22 protein-coding genes are annotated in these 24,778 nt (G+C 59.1%); 19 read left to right on the plus strand and 3 right to left on the minus strand.

Annotated features, from left to right (window positions below):
- Positions 1-132 precede the first annotated feature (132 nt).
- The 3 genes from tamA to BN3796_RS07490 are packed head-to-tail and all read left to right on the plus strand — an operon-like array spanning position 133 to position 5,989.
- Positions 133-1,866, plus strand: a complete 1,734-nt coding sequence (tamA, locus tag BN3796_RS07480; protein ID WP_061707750.1) for an autotransporter assembly complex protein TamA — start codon at positions 133-135, stop codon at positions 1,864-1,866.
- Positions 1,863-5,642 carry an autotransporter assembly complex protein TamB gene (tamB, locus tag BN3796_RS07485; RefSeq protein ID WP_061707751.1) on the plus strand — a complete coding sequence of 1,260 codons (3,780 nt, stop codon included), beginning with the start codon at positions 1,863-1,865 and terminating at the stop codon, positions 5,640-5,642. The genes tamA and tamB overlap by 4 nt, the downstream gene beginning before the upstream one ends.
- Before the next feature lie 2 nt (positions 5,643-5,644).
- Positions 5,645-5,989: a gamma-glutamylcyclotransferase family protein gene (locus BN3796_RS07490; protein ID WP_061707752.1), complete on the plus strand. Its 345-nt coding sequence runs from the start codon at positions 5,645-5,647 to the stop codon at positions 5,987-5,989.
- A gap of 94 nt (positions 5,990-6,083) precedes the next feature.
- Here BN3796_RS07490 and ppa read toward each other — a convergent pair whose 3' ends face one another.
- On the minus strand, positions 6,084-6,614 hold the full coding sequence (gene ppa / locus BN3796_RS07495; RefSeq protein ID WP_061707753.1) for an inorganic diphosphatase: 531 nt from the start codon (positions 6,612-6,614) through the stop codon (positions 6,084-6,086).
- Positions 6,615-6,922: 308 nt separating this feature from the next.
- Between ppa and ytfQ the strand changes: the two genes are divergently transcribed.
- From ytfQ to BN3796_RS07520, 5 genes are all read left to right on the plus strand, one after another.
- Positions 6,923-7,879, plus strand: coding sequence for a galactofuranose ABC transporter substrate-binding protein YtfQ (gene ytfQ / locus BN3796_RS07500; RefSeq protein WP_061707754.1), 957 nt, complete (start codon positions 6,923-6,925; stop codon positions 7,877-7,879).
- 313 nt (positions 7,880-8,192) lie between these two features.
- Positions 8,193-9,695 (plus strand): galactofuranose ABC transporter, ATP-binding protein YtfR, encoded by a 1,503-nt coding sequence (gene ytfR, locus BN3796_RS07505; RefSeq protein ID WP_061707755.1) that lies wholly within the window; start codon positions 8,193-8,195, stop codon positions 9,693-9,695.
- A 10-nt stretch (positions 9,696-9,705) separates the two neighbouring features.
- A complete protein-coding gene (ytfT, locus tag BN3796_RS07510; RefSeq protein WP_148381772.1) occupies positions 9,706-10,731 on the plus strand; it encodes a galactofuranose ABC transporter, ATP-binding protein YtfT in 1,026 nt (341 codons plus the stop codon).
- Positions 10,718-11,719, plus strand: a complete 1,002-nt coding sequence (yjfF, locus tag BN3796_RS07515) for a galactofuranose ABC transporter, permease protein YjfF (RefSeq protein ID WP_061707757.1) — start codon at positions 10,718-10,720, stop codon at positions 11,717-11,719. Before ytfT ends, yjfF begins: the two co-directional genes overlap by 14 nt.
- 93 nt (positions 11,720-11,812) lie before the next feature.
- The gene (locus BN3796_RS07520) at positions 11,813-13,375 is read left to right on the plus strand and encodes a methyl-accepting chemotaxis protein (protein WP_061707758.1); all 1,563 of its coding nucleotides are present in this window, start codon (positions 11,813-11,815) and stop codon (positions 13,373-13,375) included.
- Positions 13,376-13,429: 54 nt separating this feature from the next.
- Here the strand turns inward: BN3796_RS07520 and fbp are convergent, their stop codons facing one another.
- Entirely contained in the window at positions 13,430-14,428 is a 999-nt protein-coding gene (gene fbp / locus BN3796_RS07525; RefSeq protein WP_061707759.1) for a class 1 fructose-bisphosphatase, read from the minus strand.
- Between the two features lie 196 nt (positions 14,429-14,624).
- Here fbp and mpl point away from each other — a divergent pair, with 196 nt between their 5' ends.
- Positions 14,625-15,998, plus strand: coding sequence for a UDP-N-acetylmuramate:L-alanyl-gamma-D-glutamyl-meso-diaminopimelate ligase (gene mpl, locus BN3796_RS07530; protein ID WP_061707760.1), 1,374 nt, complete (start codon positions 14,625-14,627; stop codon positions 15,996-15,998).
- A gap of 487 nt (positions 15,999-16,485) precedes the next feature.
- On the opposite strand, the gene yjgA is transcribed toward mpl, so the two are convergent.
- Complete coding sequence (yjgA, locus tag BN3796_RS07540; protein WP_061707762.1) at positions 16,486-17,037, minus strand: ribosome biogenesis factor YjgA; 552 nt, start codon at positions 17,035-17,037, stop codon at positions 16,486-16,488.
- A gap of 94 nt (positions 17,038-17,131) precedes the next feature.
- Between yjgA and pmbA the strand changes: the two genes are divergently transcribed.
- The 10 genes from pmbA (at position 17,132) to dagF (ending at position 24,764) form a co-directional block, all read left to right on the plus strand.
- The gene (pmbA, locus tag BN3796_RS07545) at positions 17,132-18,484 is read left to right on the plus strand and encodes a metalloprotease PmbA (RefSeq protein WP_061707763.1); all 1,353 of its coding nucleotides are present in this window, start codon (positions 17,132-17,134) and stop codon (positions 18,482-18,484) included.
- Between the two features lie 37 nt (positions 18,485-18,521).
- Positions 18,522-18,908, plus strand: a complete 387-nt coding sequence (gene cybC / locus BN3796_RS07550; protein ID WP_061707764.1) for a cytochrome b562 — start codon at positions 18,522-18,524, stop codon at positions 18,906-18,908.
- 313 nt (positions 18,909-19,221) lie between these two features.
- Positions 19,222-19,560 carry a glycine dehydrogenase gene (locus BN3796_RS07555; protein ID WP_148381773.1) on the plus strand — a complete coding sequence of 113 codons (339 nt, stop codon included), beginning with the start codon at positions 19,222-19,224 and terminating at the stop codon, positions 19,558-19,560.
- 10 nt (positions 19,561-19,570) lie between these two features.
- Complete coding sequence (locus BN3796_RS07560) at positions 19,571-19,933, plus strand: SFCGS family glycine-rich protein (RefSeq protein WP_061707766.1); 363 nt, start codon at positions 19,571-19,573, stop codon at positions 19,931-19,933.
- A gap of 2 nt (positions 19,934-19,935) precedes the next feature.
- The gene (locus BN3796_RS07565; RefSeq protein ID WP_061707767.1) at positions 19,936-20,235 is read left to right on the plus strand and encodes a DUF4312 family protein; all 300 of its coding nucleotides are present in this window, start codon (positions 19,936-19,938) and stop codon (positions 20,233-20,235) included.
- Between the two features lie 23 nt (positions 20,236-20,258).
- Positions 20,259-21,035, plus strand: coding sequence for a DUF4311 domain-containing protein (locus BN3796_RS07570; RefSeq protein ID WP_061707768.1), 777 nt, complete (start codon positions 20,259-20,261; stop codon positions 21,033-21,035).
- 13 nt (positions 21,036-21,048) lie between these two features.
- Positions 21,049-21,690, plus strand: coding sequence for a DUF4310 family protein (locus BN3796_RS07575; RefSeq protein WP_061707769.1), 642 nt, complete (start codon positions 21,049-21,051; stop codon positions 21,688-21,690).
- 104 nt (positions 21,691-21,794) lie between these two features.
- Positions 21,795-22,928: an amidohydrolase/deacetylase family metallohydrolase gene (locus BN3796_RS07580; RefSeq protein WP_061707770.1), complete on the plus strand. Its 1,134-nt coding sequence runs from the start codon at positions 21,795-21,797 to the stop codon at positions 22,926-22,928.
- Positions 22,912-24,030, plus strand: a complete 1,119-nt coding sequence (locus tag BN3796_RS07585) for a DgaE family pyridoxal phosphate-dependent ammonia lyase (protein ID WP_061707771.1) — start codon at positions 22,912-22,914, stop codon at positions 24,028-24,030. The genes BN3796_RS07580 and BN3796_RS07585 overlap by 17 nt, the downstream gene beginning before the upstream one ends.
- Positions 24,027-24,764 (plus strand): 2-dehydro-3-deoxy-phosphogluconate aldolase, encoded by a 738-nt coding sequence (dagF, locus tag BN3796_RS07590; protein ID WP_061707772.1) that lies wholly within the window; start codon positions 24,027-24,029, stop codon positions 24,762-24,764. The genes BN3796_RS07585 and dagF overlap by 4 nt, the downstream gene beginning before the upstream one ends.
- The last annotated feature ends 14 nt before the right edge of the window (positions 24,765-24,778 follow it).

Consider the following 24,778-nt stretch of genomic DNA (forward strand, 5'->3'; position numbering starts at 1 on the left):
AACATAAGAAATATTAGGGCTCTGATCGACTTTTCAACCCACTGTACGGGTTTTGGGCATTATGCCGTGATGTACTGCGGAGCAGTACTTGAGATGCTTCCAGGGTGGATACAAGGATATTCAGGAGAAAACGTGCCAAAAATCCGCCAGTTATGTGCCGTCAGCCTTCTGCTGACCAGCGGGGTTGCCAGCGCGGCGAATGTCCGTTTGCAGGTTGAGGGGCTTTCCGGAGAGTTGCAAAAAAATGTCCGTGCGCAGCTCTCGACGATCCAGAGTGACGAAGTAACGCCGGACCGGCGCTTTCGCGCCCGCGTGGACGATGCGATCCGCAATGGGCTTAAGGCGCTGGGTTACTACCAGCCGACCATCGATTTTGAGCTGCGACCACCGCCGGCTAAAGGGCGCCAGGTGCTGATTGCCCGCGTCTCGCCGGGGCAGCCGGTGCTGCTTGCCGGGACTGACGTGGTGCTGCGCGGCGAGGCGCGTAACGACCGGGACTATCTCGATCTGCTCAACACCCGTCCGAAGGTGGGCACCATCCTGAACCACGGCGACTACGATCGGTTTAAAAAAGGGCTGACGAAGGTCGCGCTGAACAAAGGCTATTTCGACAGCGAGTATAATAAGAGCCAGCTCGGCGTCGCGGTGCAGAGACGGCAGGCCTTCTGGGATATCGACTACGACAGCGGTCAACGTTACCGCTTTGGCGATGTCACCTTCGAGGGATCGCAAATCCGCGACGAATATCTGCAGAACCTGATCCCCTTTAAGAAGGGCGACTATTACGAGTCGAAAGATCTGGCGGAGCTGAACCGCCGCCTCTCCGCCACCGGCTGGTTTAATTCGGTGGTGGTGGCGCCTGAGTTTGAGAAATCCCGCAAAACCAAAATATTGCCGCTGCATGGCGTGATTTCGCCACGCACCGAGAACACCATTGAAACCGGTGTCGGCTATTCCACCGACGTCGGCCCGCGGTTGAAAGCGACCTGGCGAAAGCCGTGGATCAACTCTTACGGCCACAGCCTGACAACCAGCGCCAGTCTCTCCGCGCCGGAACAGCAGCTCGACTTCAGCTATAAAGTGCCGCTGCTGAAAAATCCGCTGGAGCAGTACTACCTGGTGCAGGGGGGCTTCAAGCGCACCGACCTGAACGATACCGAAGCGGACTCCACCACGCTTGCCCTGTCGCGCTACTGGGATCTCTCCAGCGGCTGGCAGCGGGCGATCAACCTGCGCTGGAGCCTCGACCACTTTACCCAGGCCAACGTGACCAATACCACCATGCTGTTATATCCCGGTGTGATGATTAGCCGCACCCGCTCGCGCGGTGGCCTGATGCCAACCTGGGGTGACTCCCAGCGTTATTCCATCGACTACTCCAACACCGCCTGGGGTTCGGACGTCGACTTTACGGTCCTGCAGGCGCAAAACGTCTGGATCCGTACCCTCTATGACCGCCACCGTTTCGTGGTGCGCGGCAATCTCGGCTGGATCGAGACCGGTGACTTTGAAAAAGTGCCGCCGGATCTGCGCTTCTTCGCCGGGGGCGATCGCAGCATTCGCGGTTACAAATACAAATCCATCGCGCCAAAAGATGATGACGGCAAGCTGATCGGCGCCTCGAAGCTGGCGACCGGCTCGCTGGAGTATCAATACAACGTCACCGGAAAATGGTGGGGGGCGATGTTTGTCGACAGCGGCGAGGCGGTCAGCGATATCCGCCGCAGCGACTTTAAAACCGGCGCGGGCGTCGGCGTGCGCTGGCAGTCGCCGGTCGGGCCGATCAAGCTCGATTTTGCCGTACCGGTTGGCGATAAAGAGGAGCACGGTTTGCAGTTCTACATCGGTCTGGGGCCAGAATTATGAGTTTATGGAAGAAGATAAGCCTCGGGGTTCTGATTTTTATCGTGCTGCTGCTGGGGGCGGTGGCGTATCTGGTGGGCACCACCTCGGGCCTGCATCTGCTGTTTAAGGCGGCGAACCGCTGGGTGCCGGGGCTGGAGATAGGCCAGGTCACGGGCGGCTGGCGCGATCTGCGCCTCAAAAACGTCCGCTACGAGCAGCCTGGCGTGGCGGTTAAGGCCGGGGAGTTTCACCTGGCGGTAAAGCTGGTCTGCCTGCGCGACAGCAGCCTTTGCGTTAACGATCTGTCGCTCAAAGATCTGTTTGTCACCATTGATTCGGACAAAATGGCGAAATCGGAGCAGGTAGAAGAAGAGGAGGATAGCGGCCCGCTGGATCTCTCCACTCCCTATCCGGTCACGCTTAGCCGGGTGGCGCTCAATAATGTGAATATCAAAATCGACGATACCACCGTCTCGGTCATGGATTTCTCCTCCGGCCTGCGCTGGCAGGAGAAAAACCTGACCCTTACGCCAACCTCCCTGCAGGGGCTGCTGGTCGCCCTGCCGAAGGTGGCGAAAGTGGCGCAGGAAGAGGTGGTGGAGCCGAAAATTCAGAACCCGCAGCCGCAGGAGAAGCCGCTTGGCGAGACGCTAAAAGATCTCTTCTCGAAGCCCGTCCTGCCGGAGATGACCGACGTCCATCTGCCGCTTAACCTCAATATTGAGGCGTTCAGGGGGGAGCAGTTGCGCCTGACCGGCGACACGGATCTGACGGTCTTTAACCTGTTGCTGAAGGTGAGCAGCATCGACGGCAATATGAAGCTCGACGCGTTTGATATCGATACCAACCAGGGGAGCGTGAACGCCACCGGCACCGCCGAGCTGCGCGACAACTGGCCGGTGGATATTACCCTCAACAGCGCGCTCAATATCGACCCGCTCAAGGGCGAAAAGGTGAAGCTGAAGATCGGCGGCGCGATGCGCGAAAAACTGGAGTTCGGGGTGAACCTTTCCGGCCCGGTGGATATGGTATTGCGCGGGCAGACGCAGCTGGCGGAAGCCGGACTGCCGCTTAACCTGGAGCTGGTGAGCGAGCAGCTCTACTGGCCCTTTACCGGCGAGCGGCAGTACCAGGCGGACGATCTGAAGCTGAAGCTCAGCGGCAAAATGACCGACTACACCCTCTCGTTCCGCACGGCGGTGAAAGGGCAGAGCGTGCCTCCCGCCACCATCACCCTGGATGCAAAGGGCAATGAACAGCAGATCAACCTCGACAAGCTCACCATCGCGGCGCTGGAGGGGAAAACCGAGCTGACCGCGCTGCTCGACTGGCAGCAGGCGATAAGCTGGCGCGGCGAGCTGAAGCTCGACGGCATCAACACCGCCAAAGAGGTGCCGGACTGGCCCTCGAAGCTTGACGGGCTGATCAAAACCCGCGGCAGCCTCTACGGCGGCAGCTGGCAGATGGAGGTGCCGGAGCTGAAAATCACCGGCAACGTGAAGCAGAACAAAGTTGATGTGGAAGGTTCGCTGCGGGGCAACAGCTACCTGCAGTGGGTGATTCCGGGGCTGCACGTGGCGCTGGGGCGTAACTCCGCTGATATTAAGGGCGAACTGGGGGTAAAAGATCTCAATCTTGATGCCGTTATCGATGCCCCTAATCTCGACAACGCCCTGCCAGGGCTTGGCGGTACGGCAAAAGGGCTGGTGAAGGTGCGCGGTACGGTAGAAGCGCCGCAGCTTCTGGCTGATATCACCGCGAGCGGCCTGCGCTGGCAGGAGCTCTCTGTTGCCCGCGTACGGGTCGAGGGCGATATCAAATCCACCGATCAGATTGCCGGTAACCTGAACGTGCGCGTGGAGCGGATCGCCCAGCCGAACCTCAACCTCCGGCTGGTGACCCTGGAAGCGAAGGGGAGCGAAAAGCAGCACGATCTTCAGCTGCGGGTCGACGGCGAGCCTGTCTCCGGGCAGCTGCACCTGACGGGCAGTTTCGACCGGCAGGCGACGCGCTGGAAAGGGCAGCTCGATAACACCCGTTTCAGCACCCCGGTCGGGCCGCTGGTCCTCTCCCGCGCGATTGCCCTCGATTATCGCAACGCGGAGCAGAAGATCAGCATCGGACCGCACTGCTGGACCAACCCGAACGCCGAGATCTGCGTGCCGCAGACTATCGACGCGGGGGCGGAAGGGCGCGCGGTGATCAATCTCAACCGCTTCGATCTGGCGATGGTTAAACCCTTTATGCCTGATGAGACGAAGGCCAGCGGTATCTTTAGCGGCAAAGCGGACGTGGCCTGGGACACCACCAAAGAGGGGCTGCCGCAGGGCAGCGTGACGCTCTCAGGACGTAACGTGCGGGTGACGCAGATAATCAACGATGCGGCGCTGCTCGTCGCGTTCGATACGCTTAACCTCAACGCCTCGCTGCAAAATAACCGTGCCGAGCTGGCCTGGCTCGTGCGTCTGGTCAACAACGGCCAGTTCGACGGCAAAGTGGAGGTCAGCGATCCGCAGGGGCAGCGTAACCTCGGCGGCAACGTCAACCTGCGCAATTTTAACCTGTCGATGATTAACGCCATCTTTGAACGCGGGGAGAAGGTGTCGGGGCTGCTTAACGCCAACCTGCGCCTGGGCGGCAACGCGCAAAGCCCGCAGCTGTTCGGGCGGATGCAGCTTGGCTCTATTGATGTCGACGGCAACTTTATGCCGTTTGATATGCTGCCAAGCCAGGTGGCGATGAACTTCAACGGCTCCAGCTCCACGCTTTCAGGGGTAGTACGTACGCAGCAGGGCCAGATCAACCTGAGCGGCGATGCGGACTGGAGCCAAATCGACAACTGGCGGGCGCGTATTGCGGCAAAAGGGAGCCGGGTGCGGGTGACCGTGCCGCCGATGGTCCGTCTGGATCTCTCGCCGGACGTGGTGTTTGAAGCCACGCCGAGCCTCTTTACCCTCGACGGCAACGTGGATGTGCCCTGGGCGCGCATCGTGGTCCATGAGGTGCCGGAGAGTGCGGTTGGCGTCTCCAGTGATGAAGTTTTGCTCAATAATAATCTGAAACCGGTTGAGCAACAGAGCGCAAGCATACCGATCAATAGTAATCTTACTGTGCACGTGGGTAACAACGTTCGCCTGGACGCATTTGGGCTGAAGGCGAGACTCACAGGCGATCTGAAGGTGGCGCAGGATAAACAGGGGCTGGGCCTTAACGGACAGATCACGATCCCGGAGGGGCGTTTCCACGCCTATGGTCAGGATCTGATTGTCCGTAAAGGGGAGCTGCTCTTCTCCGGCCCGCCGGACCAGCCGCTGCTGAACATTGAGGCCATCCGTAACCCTGAAGCGACCGAAAACGACGTTATCGCCGGGGTACGCGTCACCGGCTCTGCCGACGAACCGAAGGCGGAGATCTTCTCCGACCCGGCCATGTCGCAGCAGGAGGCGCTCTCTTATCTTCTGCGCGGGCAGGGGCTCGACAGCCAGCAGAGCGACAGCTCGGCGATGGCCTCCATGCTGGTTGGCCTGGGGGTTGCACAAAGTGGTAAGGTTGTGGGTAAAATCGGCGAGACGTTTGGCGTGACCAATCTGGTACTCGATACCCAGGGTGTCGGCGACTCATCCCAGGTGGTGGTCAGCGGCTATGTACTGCCGGGTCTGCAGGTGAAATATGGCGTGGGGATCTTTGACTCATTAGCAACTCTCACGTTACGCTATCGCCTGATGCCTAAGCTATATCTGGAAGCAGTGTCTGGCGTAGATCAGGCACTCGATCTGCTCTATCAGTTTGAGTTTTAGCAATGCGAATATTTGTCTACGGCAGTTTACGAACGAAGCAAGGCAACAGTCACTGGATGACGAATGCCCAGTTGCTGGGTAATTACAGTATCGATAACTACCAGCTCTACAGTCTGGGCCACTATCCAGGCGCGGTTCCGGGAAACGGGACGGTACAGGGTGAAGTCTATCGTATTGATAATGCCACGCTTGCCGAACTTGATGCCTTACGCACCAGGGGCGGTGAATACGCGCGCCAGTTGATCCAGACGCCCTACGGGAGTGCATGGATGTATGTCTATCAGCGTCCGGTCGACGGCCTGACGCTGATTGAAAGCGGTAACTGGTTGGACAGGGACCCGTCCTGATAACAGAAATCGCCACCTTCGGGTGGCGTTTTTTTTCTGCTGGCCAGAACGTAAAAAGCCCCGACTCGCGGGGCTTTAAAGAGAGGGGGAAGAATTACTTCTTCTTCGCGCGCTCGAAAGAGGCAACGATTTCAGCTTTCGCCGCTTCTGCGTTGTCCCAGCCGTCCACTTTCACCCATTTGCCTTTTTCGAGATCTTTGTAGTGCTCGAAGAAGTGGGCGATCTGCGCTTTCAGCAGTTCCGGCAGGTCGTTCACATCTTTAATGTGATCGTACTCTTTGCTCAGCTTGGTGTGCGGTACCGCAACCAGTTTCGCATCTTCACCGGCTTCGTCGGTCATTTTCAGAACGCCAACCGGACGGCAGCGGATCACGGAGCCCGGCTGCAGCGGATACGGAGTCGGGACCAGCACGTCAACCGGGTCGCCATCCAGAGAGAGGGTGTGGTTGATGTAGCCGTAGTTGCACGGATAGAACATCGCGGTAGACATGAAGCGGTCAACGAAGAGCGCGCCGGTGTCTTTGTCGATTTCGTATTTGATAGGATCTGCGTTAGCCGGGATCTCAATAACCACGTAGATATCTTCCGGCAGTTCTTTACCCGCAGGGACGTTGAGTAAGCTCATGTCTGTTTCCTTAGAATATGTAGCAAACGAGTGGCGAGTATTATAGCCAACTCGCGCGGAATGTCTCCGCCTCTTTTCGCCACAATCGCATCTGGCTGACCTTTTTCAAAGCCGTTCCATAACCGGAAAATCCATAAACTCAGCCGCTTTTTTCATGCAAAAATGAAAGCGATTACAAACATGTGATTAACATTTAATTCACTTTTCTGAAGTGTGATGCAACGCAATTCGCTACATTTTCGATTGTCTATAGTTTCCCCGCAGAACATCTTTTGACCAACAATAACTCACCCTACGAGGACGTTCTTATGTGGAAGCGCTTACTTCTTGTCACAGCAGTTTCAGCAGCCATGTCGTCTATGGCGATGGCCGCCCCGCTCACGGTAGGCTTTTCTCAGGTGGGCTCGGAGTCCGGGTGGCGCGCCGCCGAGACCAACGTCGCCAAAAGCGAGGCTGAAAAACGCGGCATCACGCTGAAAATTGCCGACGGTCAGCAAAAGCAGGAAAACCAGATCAAAGCGGTGCGCTCGTTCATCGCGCAGGGTGTGGACGCCATCTTTATCGCGCCGGTCGTGGCCACCGGCTGGGAGCCGGTACTGAAGGAGGCCAAAGATGCGGAGATCCCGGTCATCCTGCTCGATCGTTCCATTGATGTAAAAGACAAATCTCTCTATATGACCACCGTCACCGCCGACAACGTGCTGGAAGGCAAAATGATCGGCGACTGGCTGGTAAAACAGGTGGGTGGCAAGCCCTGTAACGTCGTGGAGTTACAGGGGACGGTAGGCGCGAGCGTCGCGATCGATCGTAAGAAAGGGTTCGCGGAGGCTATTGCTAAAGCGCCAAACATCAAAATTATCCGCTCGCAATCCGGCGACTTTACCCGCAGCAAGGGTAAAGAGGTGATGGAGAGCTTCATCAAGGCGGAAAACAACGGCAAAAATATCTGCATGGTCTTTGCGCATAACGATGACATGGTCATCGGCGCGATTCAGGCTATCAAAGAGGCGGGCCTGAAGCCGGGCAAAGATATCCTCACCGGCTCTATCGACGGCGTGCCGGATATCTATAAAGCGATGATGGACGGGGAGGCCAACGCCAGCGTCGAGCTGACGCCGAACATGGCCGGCCCGGCTTTCGACGCGCTGGAAAAATTCAAAAAAGATGGCACCCAGCCTGAGAAGCTGACCATCACCAAATCGACCCTCTACCTGCCGGATACGGCAAAAGAGGAGTTAGAGAAGAAGAAAAACATGGGCTACTGATCCAGTGAAATTACCGGGTGGCGCTGTGCTTACCCGGCCTACGATACTGAGGCCATTCCTGCCCCTCACCCCGGCCCTCTCCCCACAGGGGAGAGGGAAAAAAGCGAGCGGCAGAGCATTTATTACAGGCACCGACCATCCCCTCTCCCCTCTGGGGAGAGGGAGAAAAGCGAGTGGCAGAGCATTTATTACAGGCACCGACCATCCTCTCTCCCCACAGGGGAAAGGGAGAAAAGCGAGCGGCAGAGCATTTATGACAGGCACTGACTATCCCCTCTCCCCTCCGGGGAGAGGGTTAGGGTGAGGGGAAATTATGCGCACCGAACAACACCAGGAAATCCTCCGCACCGAGGGTTTAAGCAAGTTCTTCCCCGGCGTAAAGGCGCTGGATAACGTTGACTTCAGCCTGCGGCGGGGGGAGATCATGGCATTGCTCGGCGAAAACGGGGCCGGAAAATCGACCCTGATCAAAGCGCTGACCGGCGTCTACCACGCCGATCGCGGCACCATCTGGCTGGAGGGGAACGCCATTGCGCCAAAAAACACCGCCCACGCCCAGCAGCTCGGGATCGGGACGGTCTATCAGGAGGTCAACCTGCTGCCGAATATGTCAGTGGCGGACAACCTGTTCATTGGCCGCGAGCCAAAACGCTTTGGCCTGATCCGTCGCCGGGAGATGGAGAGGCACGCCGCCGCGCTGATGGCCTCCTACGGTTTCTCCCTCGACGTGCGTGAGCCGCTCAACCGCTTTTCGGTGGCGATGCAGCAGATCGTCGCCATCTGCCGGGCGATCGATCTTTCCGCCAAAGTGCTGATCCTCGATGAACCCACCGCCAGCCTGGATACCCAGGAGGTGGAGATGCTCTTTACCCTGATGCGGCAGCTGCGCGATCGGGGAGTGAGCCTGATCTTCGTAACCCACTTTCTCGATCAGGTCTATGAGGTCAGCGATCGTATCACCGTTCTGCGTAACGGCAGCGTGGTGGGCTGTCGCGAAACGCGCGAGCTGCCGCAGATCGAGCTGGTGAAGATGATGCTGGGCCGCGAGCTGGAGTCCGGTGCGTTGCAGCGCGCGGGCCGCACGTTGTTAAGCGACAAACCGGTGGCCGCATTTCAGGGCTTTGGTAAAAAAGGGCTCCTCGCGCCGTTCGATCTGCAGGTCCGTCCCGGCGAGATTGTCGGGCTGGCGGGGCTGCTGGGATCGGGTCGCACCGAAACCGCCGAGGTGATCTTCGGCATCAACCCCGCCGACAGCGGCAGCGCGTTCATCAGGGGCAAGCCGCAGAGGCTGGGCTCCCCGCAGAAGGCCTCCTCGCTTGGCATCGGTTTTTGCCCGGAAGATCGGAAAACCGACGGTATTATCGCCGCCGCCTCGGTGCGGGAAAATATCATTCTGGCGCTCCAGGCCCAGCGCGGCTGGCTGCGCCCCATTCCCCGTAAAGAGCAAAACGCCATTGCCGAACGCTTTATCCGCCAGCTTGGCATCCGCACTCCCAGCGCGGAACAGCCGATCGAATTTCTTTCCGGCGGCAACCAGCAGAAGGTGCTGCTCTCGCGCTGGCTGCTGACCAAACCGCAATTCCTGATCCTCGACGAGCCGACGCGCGGCATCGACGTGGGCGCTCATGCGGAGATCATCCGCCTTATCGAAACGCTCTGCGCCGACGGGCTGGCGCTGCTGGTGATCTCCTCGGAGCTGGAGGAGCTGGTGGGCTATGCGGATCGCGTCATTATCATGCGCGATCGACGGCAGGTGGCGGAGATCCCGCTGGATGAACTCTCCGTTCCGGCGATCATGAACGCCATTGCGGCGTAAGGAGACAAGGGTGATGCCCCGTTCGCTTTCTCAGACCAGCGCGCCGAAGCGCCGCTTTAGCTGGCCCACCGGCACGCCGCAAATAGCGGCGTTGCTGCTGGTGCTGCTGGTGGACAGCCTCGTTGCGCCGCACTTTTTCCAGATTACCCTTCAGGATGGCCGCCTGTTCGGCAGCCCGATTGATATCCTCAACCGCGCCGCGCCGGTGGCGCTGCTGGCGATAGGCATGACGCTGGTGATCGCCACCGGCGGGATCGATCTCTCCGTGGGGGCGGTGATGGCGATTGCCGGGGCGACCGCCGCGTCGATGACCGTGGCGGGCCATAGCCTGCCGGTGGTGCTGCTCGCCGCGATTGGCTCCGGAGTGGTGGCCGGGCTCTGGAACGGCGTGCTGGTGGCTATTCTTAAAATCCAGCCCTTTGTCGCCACCCTGATCCTGATGGTGGCCGGGCGCGGGGTGGCGCAGCTTATCACCGCCGGTCAGATCGTCACCTTCGATTCACCTGCGCTCTCCTGGATCGGCAGCGGCAAACTGCTGCTCTTCCCGACGCCGGTCATCCTCGTTCTCGTCACCCTGGTTCTCTTCTGGCTTTTCACCCGCAAGACGGCGCTCGGCATGTTTATCGAAGCGGTGGGGATCAATATTCGCGCCGCCAAAAACGCCGGGGTCAGCACGCGGCTGATCGTGATGCTCACGTATGTATTAAGCGGCGTCTGCGCGGCTATCGCCGGGGTGATTGTAGCGGCGGATATTCGCGGGGCGGACGCCAACAACGCCGGATTGTGGCTGGAGCTGGATGCTATTCTGGCGGTTGTTATCGGCGGCGGCTCGCTGATGGGCGGGCGTTTTAACCTGCTGCTGTCGGTGGTGGGGGCGCTCATTATTCAGGGGATGAATACCGGTATTCTGCTGTCGGGCTTTCCGCCGGAACTCAACCAGGTGGTGAAAGCGGTCGTCGTGCTCTGCGTGCTGGTTGTCCAGTCGCCGCGCTTTATCAGCATCATAAAGGGGATTCGCGGACATGATAAAACGTAACCTGCCGCTGATGATTACGCTCGGCGTCTTTGTGCTGGGCTATCTTTACTGCCTGACGCAGTTTCCCGGCTTTGCCTCGACGCGCGTCATCTGCAACATCCTTACCGATAACGCCTTTCTGGGGATAATCGCCGTCGGGATGACCTTTGTGATCCTCTCCGGCGGCATCGATCTCTCCGTGGGATCGGTGATCGCCTTTACCGGCGTCTTTCTCGCTAAAGCGATTGGCTTCTGGGGGTTATCACCGCTGATCGCCTTTCCACTGGTGCTGGTCATGGGGGCCGCCTTCGGCGCCTTTATGGGGCTTTTGATCGACGCTCTGAAGATCCCGGCCTTTATCATCACCCTGGCGGGCATGTTCTTCCTGCGTGGGGTGAGCTATCTGGTGTCGGAAGAGTCGATCCCGATTAACCACCCTGTCTACGATACCCTCTCCAGCCTGGCGTGGAAGATCCCGGGCGGCGGGCGGCTGAGCACCATGGGACTGCTGATGCTCGGGGTGGTGGTGATCGGTATTTTTCTGGCCCACCGTACCCGCTTTGGCAACCAGGTTTACGCCATTGGCGGCAACGCCACCTCGGCCAGCCTGATGGGGATCTCGACCCGCAGCACCACGATCCGGATCTACATGCTCTCCACGACGCTGGCGACGCTGGCGGGCATCGTCTTTTCGGTTTATACCCAGGCGGGCTATGCGCTGGCGGGGGTGGGGGTGGAGCTGGACGCCATCGCCTCGGTGGTGATCGGCGGCACGCTGCTGAGCGGCGGCGTCGGTACGGTGCTCGGTACGCTGTTTGGCGTGGCGATCCAAGGGCTTATCCAGACCTACATCAACTTTGACGGCACCCTCAGCTCGTGGTGGACGAAGATCGCCATCGGCATTCTGCTGTTTATCTTTATCGCGCTTCAGCGCGGGCTGACGGTAGTGTGGGAGAACCGCCAAAGCGCGCCGGTGACCCGCGTTGGAATAGCGCCGCCTGAGAGTTAAACGGCTGAAATTGCATAAAGAGTAAACTTTTTCCGGTAGCGACCGATAACCTTAATTTCTGTCCAGACATCTCTCGCTACCGGAAATAACATCATGCTGAAAACGCTATCGATTCGTACCGGCTTGCTTTCGTTACTGGCCGTTATGACCTTTCTGCTGCTGCTTGTCAGCGGCATTGGCATTTATGCCCTTACCCAAAGTTCATCTGCTCTCCAGCGCATCAACCACCTTCAGGGGGAACAGCTTACGCAGCTTAACGCGGGCTATACCCTGATCCTGCGCGCCCGCAACGAAGCCGGCCAGGCCGTGCGGCTGATGGAGATTGGCATGCTGGACGATGCGGCGAAGTCTGTGAAGAACATCGACAGTGAAGTGGCGCAGGCGCGACAGCGTCTGGCAGCGGTTATTGGCAGCGGGCTGGACGATGCGCAGGGGCAGGCGCTGCTGAAGAAGCTGGCGGCGAGCTTTGCGGCCTATAATACCCAGGGGATCACGCCGATGCTGACGGCGCTGAGCCAGCAGAGCGCGGATGATTATTACGATCTGCTGGAAAATAAGCTTATCCCGGTGTCGCGCCAGTTCGACAACGATATGCAGGCGCTTCAGGCCTGGAGCGAAGCGCGCGGCAGGGCGGAGGTAAAAGCCGTTCACGCCAGTAAAAACCGCGTCATGCTGCTGATTGTTATCGCCGCGCTGCTGACCGCGGGCATCATCGTGCTGGCATGGCTGGCGCTGCGCCATATGTTGCTTAAACCGCTCTCCGCTTCTGTCGCCCAGCTTGAACATGTGGCGGCAGGCGATCTCACCCACGGGCCGAACGAACCGGCCAGCCGGGAGATTAATCGACTCAACGCCGCTATAGAGGGGATGCGGCAGTCGCTGATGAGTTCGGTGATGCGCGTGCGTGATGCCAGCGCGCAGATTGATACCGGCAGCCGCGAGTTGAGCGCCGGCAATATGCATCTGGCCCAGCGCACCGAATCGACCGCCACCTCCCTGGAGCAGACGGCGGCGAGCATGGAGCAGATCACCGCCACGGTGCGCCAGAACGCCGACAACGCCGGGCAGGCGCACGCGCTCGCGAAATCGGTCTCCGATACCGCCGATCGCGGCAGCGAGATGGTCTGCTACGTGATAGAGAAAATGCGCGATATCTCCGGCAGTTCAAACCGTATCGCCGACATTCTCGGTGTGATCGACGGCATTGCCTTCCAGACCAATATTCTGGCGCTCAACGCCTCCGTGGAAGCGGCGCGGGCCGGGGAGCAGGGGCGCGGCTTTGCGGTGGTGGCGGGCGAAGTTCGTAACCTCGCGAGTCGCAGCGCCGAGGCGGCAAAAGAGATCCGCACGCTGATTAGCGATTCGCAGACGCAGGTAAGCGAAGGCAGCGAGCTAGCGCAGCAGGCGGGGGAAACGATGGATGAGATCGCCAGCGAGGTGATGCGGATGACCAGCCTGATGCGCGAGATTGCCAGCGCGTCGCAGGAACAGAGCCGCGGCATTGAACAGGTGAATATCGCCGTCAGCCAGATGGATGAGACCGCCCAGCAGAACGCCGCCCTGGTGCAACAATCCTCCGCCGCGACCCGCTCGCTGGAGGAGCAGTCCCACGCCTTAATCGACGCGATGGCGACTTTTAAACTGCAGACGGCGTAACTTCAAAACGCAGGCCGGATAAGGCGAAGCTCCCCATCCGGCCTGTGAAGGGGATTACGCGTCCGGGAACTCGCGAATAAACCGTTCCACATCGTCCACCATATGGTCATTGCCGACGAAGAACGAGCGGCGCTGATGCAGACTCTGCGGGATAATATCCAGGATACGCTCTTTACCGTCGCTCGCTTTGCCGCCCGCCTGCTCCGCTAAAAAGGCCATCGGGTTGCACTCATACAGCAGGCGCAGCTTCCCTTCCGGGTGGCTGGCGGTGCTGGGGTAGAGATAGATGCCGCCTTTCAGCAGGTTGCGGTGGAAATCCGCCACCAGCGAGCCGATATAGCGGGAGGTGTAAGGCCGCTGGGTGGACTTATCCTCTTCCTGGCAGAACTTGATGTACTTCTTCACGCCGTTTGGAAACCGGATGTAGTTCCCTTCGTTAATGGAGTAGGTTTTGCCCTTTTCCGGGAAGCGCATGCGCTCCTGGCTCAGACAGAATACGCCCAGCGAAGGATCATAGGTAAAGGCGTGAACACCGCAGCCGGTGGTGTAGACCAGCATGGTGGAAGAGCCGTACACCACGTAACCCGCGGCGACCTGCTTGTTGCCAGGCTGCAGGAAATCCTCTTCCGTCACCGGGGTGCCCACCGGCGTGACGCGACGGTAGATAGAAAAAATGGTGCCCACAGAGACGTTGACGTCGATGTTGGAGGAGCCGTCCAGCGGGTCCATCAGCACGACATACTTGGCGTGTTCGCAACCCTCGAAGACGACAATCTCATCTTCCTCTTCTGAAGCGATGCCCGCCACGATATCGCGCGCTTTAAGCGCCGCTTTCAGCTTCTCATTGGCGAACAGATCGAGTTTTTGCTGCACCTCGCCCTGCACGTTTTCGGCGCCGCTGGCACCCAGAATATCGACCAGACCGGCCTTGTTAATATCGCGGTGGATGATCTTTGCGCCGAGCTTTATTGCCGACAGCAAAGCAGTGAGCTCACCGGTAGCGTGCGAAAACTCGTGCTGCTTTTCGACAATAAATTCACCTAACGTTTTCATAACACTTTCCCTGCATTTTATGTGGAGTAAAGCGGTCGGATAATGAGTAAGGCAGAACAGCAACAATCTTAACAAATATTCAAAACATCGCGCAGTGGTGAATCGCGCCAGCAAAATACGGATTTACCCGAAATGCGTTTCTCACAGGCCAGACATGCGGGTAAAATGTGCGGCACTTTAAAGAAGGAAGTGACGTATGCGCATTCATATATTGGGAATTTGTGGCACGTTTATGGGCGGGCTGGCGATGCTGGCGCGTGCTTTAGGCCACGAGGTGACGGGTTCGGACGCCAATGTGTATCCGCCGATGAGCACGCTGCTGGAAAAGCAGGGCATTGATCTGATTCAGGGTTACGACGCGGCCCAGCTCGATCCCGCGCCGGATCTGGTTATCATCGGCAACGCCATGACCCGCGGCAATCCCTGCGTGGAAGCGGTACTGGAACGTAATATTCCTTACATGTCCGGCCCGCAGTGGCTGCATGACTTTGTGTTACGCGACCGCTGGGTGCTGGCGGTGGCCGGTACGCACGGCAAAACCACCACCGCCGGCATGGCGACCTGGATTCTGGAAGCGTGCGGCTATAAGCCTGGCTTTGTGATTGGCGGCGTGCCGGGCAACTTCGAGGTCTCCGCGCGTCTGGGCGACAGCCCGTTCTTCGTCATTGAGGCGGACGAATATGATTGCGCCTTCTTCGACAAGCGCTCCAAGTTTGTCCACTACTGCCCGCGTACGCTGATCCTCAACAACCTTGAGTTTGACCACGCGGATATTTTTGACGACCTGAAAGCGATTCAGAAGCAGTTCCACCACCTGGTACGTATCGTACCGGGGCAGGGGCGCATCATCCTGCCGGAACACGACATCAACCTGAAGCAGGTGATGGCGATGGGCTGCTGGAGCGAGCAGGAGCTGGTGGGCGATCAGGGCCACTGGCAGGCGAAAAAGCTGACCACCGACGCCTCCGAGTGGGAAGTGTGGCTGGACGGTGAAAAAGTGGGTGAGGTGAAGTGGAGCCTGGTGGGCGAGCACAACATGCACAATGGCCTGATGGCGATTGCCGCCGCGCGCCATGTGGGCGTTCAGCCCGCCGATGCGGCGCACGCGCTCGGCTCGTTCATTAACGCTCGTCGTCGTCTGGAGCTGCGCGGCGAAGCCAACGGCGTGACGGTGTATGACGATTTCGCCCATCACCCGACGGCGATCCTGGCCACGCTTGCCGCGCTGCGCGGTAAAGTCGGCGGCACGGCGCGCATTCTGGCGGTACTGGAGCCACGCTCTAACACCATGAAGATGGGGATCTGCAAAGATGACCTGGCGCCGTCGCTCGGACGCGCCGACGAGGTGTTCCTGCTTCAGCCGCAGCACATTCCGTGGCAGGTGGCGGAGGTGGCGGAAGCGTGCGTCCAGCCGGCCCACTGGCATGCGGATGTCGATACGCTGGCGGAGATGGTGGTCAAAACCGCGCAGCCGGGGGATCACATTCTGGTGATGAGCAACGGCGGGTTCGGGGGGATTCATCAGAAACTGCTGGACGGGCTGGCGAAAAAGGCGGCGGCAGCGGAGTAAGGGCTTCCCCTCACCCTAACCCTCTCCCCAAAGGGGAGAGGGAACCGATCGAGCATGTTTTCTCCCTCACCCCAGAGGGGAGAGGGAACCGATCGAGCATGTTTTTCTCCTTCACCCCAAAGGGGAGAGGGAACCGATCGAGCGCGTTTTTCTCCCTCACCCCAGAGGGGAGAGGGAACCGATCGAGCACGTTTTTCTCCCTCGCCCCAGAGGGGAGAGGGAACCGATCGAGCACGTTTTTCTCCCTCACCCCAGAGGGGAGAGGGAACCGATCGAGCACGTTTTTCTCCCTCACCCCAGAGGGGAGGGGGAACCGATCGAGCTTAACGCGGCGTACTTACCACAGTGAGTGGAGCGTGGGGGGTCCCCCTCTCCCCTCTGGGGAGAGGGCCGGGGTGAGGGGCAGTCAGCTACGCTTACCCGTCCCATCACCGCCCGTAGGCCGGATAAGGCGTTTACGCCGCCATCCGGCGCAAAACCGCGGCGCTTACGCCTCGTTCTCCGCCAGTTCGCGCAGATACTGGAAAATCAGGCGCGCAGATTTTGGCGGCTTATTTCCCTCTTTCTCTTTCTTCGCGTTGCGGATAAGCGAACGCAGCTGCTGGCGGTCGGCATCCGGCCAGAGGTTCAGCACCTCGGCCACCGCGTCGTCGCCTTCTGAAATCAGACGGTCGCGGATCTGCTCCAGCTTATGAAACAGCGCAACCTGCTGGTTGTGGCGGTTTTTCAGCTTATCCAGCGCCTGGCGGATCGGCTCCACGTCGCGGTTTCGCAACATCTTACCAATCAGCTGCAGCTGGCGGCGGCGGCCCTCTTTCTTGATGCGTTGCGCCAGCTCGATCGCTTCCCGCAGATCCGGGTCCAGCGGGATCTTATCCAGCGCGTTTTTACCCAGCTCTACCATCTCGGCGCCAAGCTGTTTTAACTCTTCGGCGTCGCGTTTGATTTCACTTTTACTGACCCAGATGATCTCATCATCGTCGTCATCGATCTCATCACCGGGAACGTCGTCGAGCCAGTCGTCGGGCTGCTTAGTCATGTCAGGCTCCTTAAAAAAGAGGCTAATGTTACCAGTTAAGAGGCGCACTGAAAAACGGTTCTCTGTTAGACTTCAGATAACTCTCTCTTACAGTATGGCATTTGCGATGAAAGTAACCTCACAAGTAGAAGCGCAGCGTAAGATTCTGGAAAACGCGGTCTCCACGGCGCTCGAACTCGCTTCAGGGAAGTCAGACGGCGCGGAAGTGTCAGTCAGCAAAACCACCGGTATCAGCGTCAGCACCCGCTACGGCGAGGTGGAAAATGTTGAATTTAACAGCGACGGCGCGCTCGGCATCACCGTCTATCACCAGAATCGCAAAGGCAGCGCCTCTTCAACCGATTTAAGCCCGGAGGCGATTTCGCGCACCGTGCAGGCGGCGCTGGATATTGCCCGCTATACCTCGCCAGACCCCTACGCGGGCGTGGCGGACAAAGATCTGCTGGCCTTCGACGCGCCGGATCTGGATCTGTTCCACCCGGCGGAGATCTCCCCGGATGAAGCGATCGACTACGCCGCCCGCGCCGAGCAGGCCTCGCTCAATGCCGATAAACGCATCACCAACACCGAAGGCGGCAGTTTTAACAGCCACTACGGCATCAAAGTATTCGGCAACAGCCACGGCATGCTGCAGAGCTACTGCTCAACCCGCCACTCCCTCTCCAGCTGCGTTATCGCCGAGGCGGACGGGGATATGGAACGGGATTACGCCTATACCCTTGGCCGCGCGCTGGGCGATCTGCAGTCGCCGGAGTGGGTAGGGGAAGAGTGCGCCCGCCGCACCCTCTCGCGCCTGTCGCCGCGTAAGCTCTCCACTATGAAAGCGCCGGTGATTTTCGCCAATGAAGTGGCGACCGGGCTGTTTGGCCATCTGGTGGGGGCGATTGCGGGCGGTTCCGTTTATCGTAAATCGACCTTCCTGCTCGACTCGCTGGGCAAACAGATCCTGCCGGAGTGGCTGACCATAGAAGAACATCCGCACCTGCTGAAGGGGCTGGCCTCCACGCCATTCGACAGCGAAGGGGTACGCACCGAGCGCCGGGATATTATCAAAGATGGCATCCTTACCCAGTGGCTGCTGACTAACTACTCCGCGCGCAAGCTGGGACTGAAAAGCACCGGCCACGCGGGCGGTATCCACAACTGGCGCATCGCCGGGCAGGGGCTGAGCTTTGAGCAGATGCTGAAAGAGATGGGCACCGGCCTGGTGGTTACCGAGCTGATGGGCCAGGGAGTGAGCGCGATTACCGGGGATTACTCTCGCGGTGCGGCGGGTTTCTGGGTGGAAAATGGCGAAATCCAGTACCCGGTCAGCGAGATCACCATCGCTGGCAACCTGAAGGATATGTGGCGCAATATGGTCACCGTCGGTAACGATATCGAAACGCGCAGCAATATACAGTGTGGTTCAGTGTTGCTGCCCGAAATGAAAATCGCCGGTCAATAAAAGAGCGTTTTGTTAATAATAAAAAAGGAAGCAAGCAATGCGTAAACACCTGTTAGCGATCGTCGCCGCCTCCACGCTGGTTCTCGGCTCTGCGGCGTTTGCCGCCGATCTGGAAGATGATATGGATATCCTGAACCAGAACCTGAAAGTGGTGCAGAAAACGGACAATGCGGCAGAGATGAAGGAAGCATTAACCCATATGCGCGCCGCAGCGCTGGACGCGAAAAACGCGACGCCGCCTAAGCTGGAAAATAACGCCCCGGACAGCGCCGAAATGAAAGATTACCGCCACGGTCTTGATGTACTGATAGGCCAGATCGACGGCGCGCTGAAGCTTGCCGGTGAAGGCAAAGTGAAAGAAGCCCAGGCGGCGGCCGACCAGTTTGTGGCTACCCGCAACACTTATCACAAGAAATACCGTTAACCGACCGATTGCTTTCAAACAACCGACGGGAGCCACGGCTCCCGTTTTTTTGCGCCGTAATAAGTAAACCCTATCGCCGTCACATTTCTGCTACCCCACGGCAGGACGTTTTCGTTTTCTCTTTGCCCGTTTGGCTGTGCGAATACGTGATGTCCATCACGCCATACCAGTGGTTTATCCCCGCGGCGGTCAATTTTGTGGCACGGATCACTGCCGCCCATCTCCTTTCCACTTCGAAGTGGAAAACACCTCGCTACAAACCTTTAACGTATGAGGTTAGCGTTACTCCAGAGCCATTAACGGGGTAAGACGAGTGATTAACGGAGCGGTAATGAACGATGTTGGAGACCAGGCGGCGCAAACCTCGCAGCTCGCTGACACCATGCTACAGCAGGTATTTGCGCTGCTTGCCCGCCACCGCATCATCCCCAATGAGGTCCAGGTACAGATGCTGACCTCGCACGTTCGCGCAATGGCGCACCGGTCGGTGACCGGCGAGCCGCTGCCGGAGGTTGAGCCAGAGCTGTTTGACGAAATTTCAGCAGAATCAATGCGGCTTGCCCGCGAGGTGGTGGCGCAGTTTGGCAATCTTCCCGACGAAGAGGCCTGGCTGCTCTCCGTCCACTTTGAAGTCGCAAAAGAGAACCTTTAAGGAGCAACACATGGAACAGATTACAGTCGTGATTGGCGATCGCCTGGGTAAAGGCCAGAAAGTGGCGGCCGGCGTGGAGAAAGCGGGCGGCCGTGCGGTGGTGGTACCGGGCGTGGCGGCGGACATGAAGCTTGGCGACGTGATGAAAACCGAGAACGCCACCTTCGGCATCTCCTTCTGCGGCAGCGGCGGCGCGGGGGCGATTACCGCCCAGAACAAGTATGGCTACAAGGCCAAATATGGCATGCGTTCCGTGGATGAGGGCGTTACCGCCATCAACGAAGGCTGCAACGTGCTGGGCTTCGGCTTTATGGACAAAGAAGAGCTGGGCGAACGTCTGGTGCAGGCGTGGCAGAAGAAGCACGGCGCATAAGCATGAAAGAGCAATTCACCACCACGGTGAGAGTAAAGGGCAAAGGCGAGTCAAAAGCGCGCGCCTTTGCCGACGCGCTGAACCACGTTCAGGCAGCGGTGATGAAAGCGTCGCCGCATATCTTACTGCGTATTGAGCCACAGGATGTGCAGGTTGTTCAGGCGCAAGAAGCGGTGCGTAAAGAGGCTTTTCTGTTCTTCTTTTTGCGCCGGGAAAGACGCACCTACAGCGTGGAGCTGGATGTGACCGTCAACGTGACCGCCATCAATGTCGATAAGGTGGAGTTCGTCACGCATCGCTGAATATTTATCAAAAGGGCAGACTGATGTTCTTAATTATATTAATAAAATCGCTCATTATCGGCGGCCTGGTTGGCGTCGGTGTGGGCGCAGGGGCTGCACGCATGTTTCATGCGCCTACCACGCAAGGTATGGGCGCGTTTCGTACATTGGGGGAGCTGAACTCTTGCGAAGGGGATCCCGCCTCCCATTTCTCTTTCGGTCTGGGGTTCTTCTTTAACGCCTGGGCCTCGTCGGTGGCGGCGGGCTCTTTCACCCAGGATGTCGATCACCGCATCATCCCTAACTGGGGTGCGGCGGCGCTGATGATCAAAAACCGCAACGTCGGCGAGACGCTGCACGATCCACGCAAAATGGCGATCGCCTGCGGCATTATCGGCATGATCGTCGTGACCTTCCTCAACCTGACCGCCTCGTCGGTACCGGAAGCGCTGCAGGTCACCGCCGTGAAGGTACTGGTGCCCGCCGCGAACCTGCTGGTGAACACCGTGATGCCGGTGATCTTCTGGCTGGCGGCCATCGACGCGGGTAAAAAGTCGGGCTTCTGGGCCACCATCTTCGGCGGCGCAGCGCAGCTGATCATGGGTAACGCCGTACCGGGCCTGGTGCTGGGTATCCTGATTGGCAAGGGTGTTGAAGAGAGCGGCTGGAACCACGTCACCAAAGTCATGATGGCGGCTATCGTGCTGCTGTTCGTGCTGAGCGGCTTCTTCCGCGGCTTCGATATGAAGATGATCGAATCCTTCCATCTGACCGTGCCGAACTGGCTCGACATGATCCACAACTCGCTCAGCGGTAAATAACAGGAGCCTCTACATGGAACAGAATAAAGGTTTTTGGTATGCCGACTGGTCGTTCCCGATCTTTGTTGGCCTGCTCTCCTCCGGCGTTTTTGCCGGGACGCACATGTACTACCTCTACGGCATCGGCGCGTTTAACGAAGTGGCCTTCGTGGCGATGCTGAAAGCGGGGATTGATACCGGCGTCTACGGCGCGGTGGCGGCGTTCGGCGCGAGCTTCCTCTTCGCCCGTATTATCGAAGGGTCGCTGGTGGGGATCCTTGATATCGGCGGGGCCATTCAGACCGGTGTGGGTCTTGGCGTCCCGGCGCTGCTGCTGGGCGCGGGGATCATGTTCCCGGTGACCAACTTTATCGCCTCCCTGATTACCGGCCTGGTGATTGGTCTGGCGATTGGTTACGTCATCATCCTGGCGCGTAAGTTCACCATCAACCAGAGCAACTCCACCTACGGCGCGGACGTGATGATGGGGGCGGGCAACGCCTCGGGCCGCTTCCTCGGGCCGCTGATCATCCTCAGCGCCATGACCGCCTCCATTCCGATCGGCGTGGGATCGCTTATCGGCGCGCTGCTTTTCTATATCTGGCAAAAGCCGATCACCGGCGGCGCGATCCTCGGTGCGATGATTTTAGGCTGGCTGTTCCCGGTCGCCCTTTAACACCCGCGGGCAAGGACGATGTTGTAGGCCGGATAAGGCGTAAGCCGCCATCCGGCAAATTATCCCGGCGGGTGAGAAATCGCCCGCTCAACCAGGAGAACCCCATGTTTGATTTACTCCTGCGCCGCGCGCGCCTTGTCGACGATACCCTGACCGATATCGCTATTCAGGAGGGGAAAATTGCCGCGCTGGGCGAGATTGACGCTCCCGCTCACAAGACCGTTGAGCTTAACGGAGAGGTTTTCGTCAGCGCGGGCTGGATTGACTCCCACGTTCACTGCTACCCGAAATCACCGATTTATCACGATGAGCCGGACAGCGTCGGCATCGCCACCGGCGTCACCACCGTGGTGGACGCGGGCAGCACCGGCGCCGACGACGTGGACGACTTCTACGAGATCACCCGCCAGGCCACAACCGAGGTCTTTGCCCTGCTGAATATCTCCCGCGTGGGGCTGATTGCTCAGAACGAGCTGGCGAACATGGCGAACATTGACGCCGATGCGGTGAAGCAGGCAGTCAGGCGCCACCCCGATTTTATCGTCGGTCTGAAGGCGCGCATGAGCAGCAGCGTAGTGGGCGAAAATGGCATTACGCCGCTGGAACGCGCGAAAGCGATCCAGAAAGAGAACGGCGACCTGCCGCTGATGGTGCACATCGGCAACAACCCGCCGAATCTGGATGAAATTGCCGAACTGTTAAGCTCCGGCGACATCATCACCCACTGTTACAACGGCAAACCCAACCGCATTCTGACGCCATCCGGCGAGCTGCGCGCCTCCATCACCTCGGCGCTGAAGCGCGGCGTGCGTCTGGACGTGGGACACGGCACGGCGAGCTTCAGCTTTGAGGTGGCGAAACGCGCCATCGCGATGGGCATCCTGCCGCACACCATCAGCTCAGACATCTACTGCCGCAACCGCATTAACGGCCCGGTGGGGTCGCTTTCGAGCGTGATGTCGAAATTCCTCGCCATCGGCATGTCCCTGCCGCAGGTGATTGACTGCGTCACCGCTAACGCCGCCGATGGCCTGCGCCTGGCGCGCAAGGGCCGCATCCAGCCGGGACTGGACGCTGACCTGACGCTGTTCACGATTAAGCATCAGCCGACGCTACTGACCGATGCGGAAAACGACAGCCTGAGCGCTGAAAAGATACTGGTACCGCTTGCCGCGATCCGCGCGGGCAAGGGCTACATGACCGAACAAGGGAGCACGGAACATGCCTTCGATTTATGAGAAATACCATTTAAAACAGGTGATTAATGCCTCCGGCCGCATGACGGCGCTGGGGGTTTCCACGCCGCGCCCGGAGGTGGTGCAGGCGGCGATGGACGGCATGAATCACTACTTCGAGATGAAAGATCTGGTCAATAAAACCGGAGAATACATCGCCAGGCTGCTGGAGGTGGAAGGGGCGACGGTGGTCTCCTGCGCCTCGGCGGGCATTGCCCAGTCCGTGGCGGCGGTACTGGTGAAAGAGAGCGACTGGCTGCTGGAAAACCTGCACGTCACCCCGATTGAAAACAACGAGATCGTATTGCCGAAAGGCCACAACGTTAACTTTGGCGCGCCGGTGGGCACCATGGTGGCGCTGGGCGGCGGTAAAGTGGTGGAGGCGGGCTACGCCAATGAATGCTCCGCCGACCAGCTGGCGGCGGCGATCACCCCCCGCACCGCGGCGATCCTTTACATCAAATCCCACCACTGCGTGCAGAAAAGCATGCTCAGCGTCGAGCAGGCGGCGGTCGTGGCGCGTAAACACGATCTGCCGCTGATCGTCGATGCGGCGGCGGAAGAGGATCTGCATACCTATTACCGATCCGGCGCTGACCTGGTGATCTACAGCGGCGCGAAAGCGATCGAAGGGCCAACCAGCGGTCTGGTGATCGGCAAAGCGCAATATGTGGAGTGGGTGAAACGCCAGACGGCGGGCATCGGTCGCGCCATGAAGGTGGGCAAAGAGGGCATTCTCGGCCTGACCTGCGCCATCGAACACTACCTGACAGCCACCAAAGAGAGCGGGGCGGAGATGGTGGCGAAGATGACGCCGTTTATCGACGCGCTCAACACCCTGAACGGCGTTACCGCGCGCGTGGTGTGGGACAGCGCCGGGCGCGACATCGCCCGCACTGAGATTAAGTTTGACGAGGCGGTCACCGGTATCCGCACCGGCGAGCTGGTGAATCAGCTTAAGCAGGGGGAGTACGCCATCTACTTCCGCGGCTACAAGGCCAACGAAGGCATTATCGAAGCGGATGTGCGTAGCGTCACCGCTGACCAGCTCGACATTATCTGGCGTCGCATTAGCGAAGTGACAGGAGAGGAGAAAACCGCATGAAACTGACCCCCAATTTTTACCGTGACCGCGTCTGCCTCAACGTGCTGGCAGGCTCGAAAGCCAACGCCAGCGCCATTTACGAGGCGGCAGAAGGCCATGTGCTGGTGGGCGTGCTCTCCAAAAATTACCCTGACGTGGCGAGCGCGGTGGCGGATATGCGCGAGTATGCTCAACTGATTGATAACGCGCTCTCCGTGGGGCTGGGGGCGGGTGACCCGAACCAGTCGGCGATGGTGAGCGAGATCTCCCGTCAGGTACAGCCGCAGCACGTCAACCAGGTCTTTACCGGCGTGGCCACCAGCCGCGCGCTGCTTGGGCAGAACGAGACGGTGGTCAACGGCCTGGTCTCGCCCACCGGCACCGTCGGGATGGTGAAAATCTCCACCGGGCCGCTGAGCAGCAAAGCGCCGGACGGCATTGTGCCGGTGGAAACGGCGATTGCCCTGCTGAAGGATTTCGGCGGCAGCTCGATTAAGTATTTCCCGATGGGCGGCCTGAAATGCCGGGAGGAATACAAAGCGGTAGCGGAAGCCTGCGCCCGTCACGACTTCTGGCTGGAGCCGACCGGGGGAATCGATTTGGACAACTTCGAAGAGATTTTGCAGATTGCGCTAGAGGCGGGAGTGAGCAAAATCATTCCGCATGTTTATAGTTCGATTATCGATAAAGCGAGCGGCGACACGCGCCCGGACGATGTGCGCCAGCTGCTGGCGATGACGAAGAAGCGGGTGTAGTCAGACTTGCCCCT

The organism is Pseudenterobacter timonensis, from assembly GCF_900021175.1.
In the GTDB taxonomy this organism is placed as follows: Bacteria; Pseudomonadota; Gammaproteobacteria; order Enterobacterales; family Enterobacteriaceae; genus Enterobacter; species Enterobacter timonensis.

Bases quoted from the DNA above. Each gene is read 5' to 3' on its own strand.
- tamB (WP_061707751.1), top strand. From the start codon at position 1,863: ATGAGTTTATGGAAGAAGATAAGCCTCGGGGTTCTGATTTTTATCGTG.
- BN3796_RS07490 (WP_061707752.1), top strand. From the start codon at position 5,645: ATGCGAATATTTGTCTACGGCAGTTTACGAACGAAGCAAGGCAACAGT.
- ppa (WP_061707753.1), bottom strand. From the start codon at position 6,614: ATGAGCTTACTCAACGTCCCTGCGGGTAAAGAACTGCCGGAAGATATC.
- ytfQ (WP_061707754.1), top strand. From the start codon at position 6,923: ATGTGGAAGCGCTTACTTCTTGTCACAGCAGTTTCAGCAGCCATGTCG.
- ytfR (WP_061707755.1), top strand. From the start codon at position 8,193: ATGCGCACCGAACAACACCAGGAAATCCTCCGCACCGAGGGTTTAAGC.
- yjfF (WP_061707757.1), top strand. From the start codon at position 10,718: ATGATAAAACGTAACCTGCCGCTGATGATTACGCTCGGCGTCTTTGTG.
- BN3796_RS07520 (WP_061707758.1), top strand. From the start codon at position 11,813: ATGCTGAAAACGCTATCGATTCGTACCGGCTTGCTTTCGTTACTGGCC.
- fbp (WP_061707759.1), bottom strand. From the start codon at position 14,428: ATGAAAACGTTAGGTGAATTTATTGTCGAAAAGCAGCACGAGTTTTCG.
- mpl (WP_061707760.1), top strand. From the start codon at position 14,625: ATGCGCATTCATATATTGGGAATTTGTGGCACGTTTATGGGCGGGCTG.
- yjgA (WP_061707762.1), bottom strand. From the start codon at position 17,037: ATGACTAAGCAGCCCGACGACTGGCTCGACGACGTTCCCGGTGATGAG.
- pmbA (WP_061707763.1), top strand. From the start codon at position 17,132: ATGGCATTTGCGATGAAAGTAACCTCACAAGTAGAAGCGCAGCGTAAG.
- cybC (WP_061707764.1), top strand. From the start codon at position 18,522: ATGCGTAAACACCTGTTAGCGATCGTCGCCGCCTCCACGCTGGTTCTC.
- BN3796_RS07560 (WP_061707766.1), top strand. From the start codon at position 19,571: ATGGAACAGATTACAGTCGTGATTGGCGATCGCCTGGGTAAAGGCCAG.
- BN3796_RS07565 (WP_061707767.1), top strand. From the start codon at position 19,936: ATGAAAGAGCAATTCACCACCACGGTGAGAGTAAAGGGCAAAGGCGAG.
- BN3796_RS07570 (WP_061707768.1), top strand. From the start codon at position 20,259: ATGTTCTTAATTATATTAATAAAATCGCTCATTATCGGCGGCCTGGTT.
- BN3796_RS07575 (WP_061707769.1), top strand. From the start codon at position 21,049: ATGGAACAGAATAAAGGTTTTTGGTATGCCGACTGGTCGTTCCCGATC.
- BN3796_RS07580 (WP_061707770.1), top strand. From the start codon at position 21,795: ATGTTTGATTTACTCCTGCGCCGCGCGCGCCTTGTCGACGATACCCTG.
- BN3796_RS07585 (WP_061707771.1), top strand. From the start codon at position 22,912: ATGCCTTCGATTTATGAGAAATACCATTTAAAACAGGTGATTAATGCC.
- dagF (WP_061707772.1), top strand. From the start codon at position 24,027: ATGAAACTGACCCCCAATTTTTACCGTGACCGCGTCTGCCTCAACGTG.